We start from the raw sequence: 2,283 nt of genomic DNA on the forward strand, positions 1-2,283 counted from the left end.
GCGATGAAGTCGCGGACGACCGGCAGCGCGACGTCGGCCTCGAGCAGGGCGACGCGGATCTCGCGCATCACCTCGGCGACGTCCTTCTCGGACAGCACGCCCTTGCCGGAGAGCCGGTCGAATACGCCCGATAGCCGTTCTGTTAGTGCGTCAAACATCAATCACCTGTGGCCCAAACGCAGTCGACCCCCGTGCACGATTGCGTGGACGGGGGGCCTCGCCGTCCTCGTCCCAGATAAGACCTGGGGGTCGTGACGGTAGAGGGCGCTGACCGAGGTTGGCGCCGGAAGGGCGCGCTTATGCGCTGAAGAGGGGGTTAGGTCAAGGAAGGGTGGCTTTTGCCGCGGCCGCGGCCATAAGCACGCGCTCGACGACGCCGTCGAACTCCTGACCCGGAGGCAAACTGGCAGCCATGAGATTTATGGCGGGGCGTGGCCGCCGCCGTTCACCTACTCCCCCTCAATATGATCGTCATCCCCGGCCTTGTGCCGGGGATCCATCCCTCGGCGGCAAGGTCGCGGGAGCCGGCCGCATGGCGCGGCCCGTCGCTGGTCGTTGTGACGGCTGGACCATGGATCCCGGGACAAGCCCGGGGATGACGAGGAGGTAGGGAGTGAAGGCAAGCTACATGTCCGAAAGCCGCCAGCGATTATCGGCGAACGACACTATCTTACCGCCATGACCCAATTCGCCCTCTTCGACACCGCCATCGGCTTCGCGGGCATCGCCTGGAACGACGTCGGCCTCGTCGCCTGCCACCTGCCCGAGCGCGAGGCCGACACCGCCCGCCGCGGCTTCCTGCGTCGGTTCCCCGACGCGGCTGAGGCCGAGATTCCGGCCCACCTCGACGCCACGGTAGCGGGCATCCGCGCCCTCATGCGCGGCGAGAAGGCCGACCTCAGCGACGCGCCGCTGGACCTGTCGCGCACGCCCGAGTTCCACACCAAGGTCTACGAGATCGCCCGCGCCATCCCGCCCGGCGAGACGCTGACGTACGGCGAGATCGCGGTGCAGCTGGGCGACAAGCTGCTGGCCCGCGACGTCGGCCAGGCGCTCGGCAAGAACCCGTGGCCGATCGTGGTGCCCTGCCACCGGGTGACGGCGGCCGGCGGCAAGCCGGGCGGCTTTTCGGCCCGGGGCGGCGTCAACACCAAGCTGAAGCTGCTCGGCATCGAGGGCGCGAAGGCCGCCGCCCAGACGGACCTGTTCGCTTAAGGCCACGCTCGGGGTTCCCTTGCGTCGCGTTTGCGGCCAAGGTCGCGACCAGCTCACAGCTGGGGGAAACAGCATGTTCGAGGCTTACAAGCGGACGCTCGACTTTCGGGGCCGGGCGGGCCGGAAGGAATACTGGCTCTACTTCCTCGCCTACCTCATCCAGATCGTCATCGCGGCGATCATCGACAACACCGTCCTGAGCGCCTTCACGAGCGAAGGCGGGATTGGAATCCTCTACGTCCTGGTCGCCCTCGGCAACGTGGTCACGGCGCTCTCGGCGGGCTTCCGGCGACTGCACGACACCAACCGCTCGGCCTGGTGGCTCCTGATCGCACTCATCCCGCTGATCGGCGGCCTCGTGCTGCTGATCTTCTACGTCCTGCCGGGCACGCCCGGTGAGAACCGGTTCGGGCCGCCTCCGGGCACGCCCGAGCTCGAGGAGACGTTCGCCTGACGTCGACACGCTACGTGGCGCCCGCTAACACCGGGCCATGAGCATCGGCGTGTTCGATTCCGGGGTGGGCGGCCTGACCGTCCACCACCGGCTCGTGGAGCGGTTCCCGGAAGCGGACTTCATCTATCTGGCCGACCAGGCCAACGCCCCCTATGGCGGGCGGCCCGGCGAAGAGATCGTCGAGTTGACGAAGGCGGGCTGCATCCGCCTGTTCGACGAGGGCTGCGACGTCGTGGTCCTCGCCTGCAACACCGCCGCCAGCGTGGCGCTGCGGCGGCTGCAGCAGACCTGGCTGCCGGGCTATCGGCGCGCGCTGGGGCGGCCGGTCAATGTCCTGGGCATCGTGGTGCCGACCATCGAGGCGGCCACGGGCCTGCCTTGGGAGCACGAGGCGCAGTGGCGCGAGGAGAAGGCCGAGAAGCTGGAGATCCTGGGCGTCTTCTCCACGCCGGCCACGACCCGAAGCCGGGTCTACGAGATCGAGATCGACAAGCGCCGGCAGGACGTGGCCGTCTTCTCCGAGCCGTGTCCCGATCTCGCCCGGATGATCGAGGCGAACGCACCGCGCGAAGAGCTGGCCGGCGTGATCCAGGGCCACGTGAAGGCGCTGACCA

4 protein-coding genes are annotated in these 2,283 nt (G+C 68.5%); 3 read left to right on the forward strand and 1 reads right to left on the reverse strand.

The annotated features are described in order from the left end of the window. The coding region (locus tag VGD44_RS06950) for a signal recognition particle receptor subunit alpha (protein WP_331085272.1) at positions 1-158 on the reverse strand (158 nt) is incomplete at its 3' end. A 520-nt stretch (positions 159-678) separates the two neighbouring features. On the opposite strand from VGD44_RS06950, the gene VGD44_RS06955 reads away from it, so the two are divergent. The 3 genes from VGD44_RS06955 to VGD44_RS06965 form a co-directional block, all read left to right on the forward strand. After that, a complete protein-coding gene (locus VGD44_RS06955; RefSeq protein WP_331085265.1) occupies positions 679-1,215 on the forward strand; it encodes a methylated-DNA--[protein]-cysteine S-methyltransferase in 537 nt (178 codons plus the stop codon). A 73-nt stretch (positions 1,216-1,288) separates the two neighbouring features. Next, positions 1,289-1,669 carry a DUF805 domain-containing protein gene (locus VGD44_RS06960; RefSeq protein WP_331085268.1) on the forward strand — a complete coding sequence of 127 codons (381 nt, stop codon included), beginning with the start codon at positions 1,289-1,291 and terminating at the stop codon, positions 1,667-1,669. A gap of 37 nt (positions 1,670-1,706) precedes the next feature. Further along, positions 1,707-2,283 (forward strand): glutamate racemase (locus VGD44_RS06965; protein WP_331085270.1); only part of this gene is annotated, 577 nt, incomplete at its 3' end.

Origin of the sequence: Phenylobacterium sp., from assembly GCF_036402295.1 — a bacterium.
GTDB lineage: Bacteria > Pseudomonadota > Alphaproteobacteria > Caulobacterales > Caulobacteraceae > Phenylobacterium.

Bases quoted from the DNA above. Each gene is read 5' to 3' on its own strand.
- VGD44_RS06955 (WP_331085265.1), top strand. From the start codon at position 679: ATGACCCAATTCGCCCTCTTCGACACCGCCATCGGCTTCGCGGGCATC.
- VGD44_RS06960 (WP_331085268.1), top strand. From the start codon at position 1,289: ATGTTCGAGGCTTACAAGCGGACGCTCGACTTTCGGGGCCGGGCGGGC.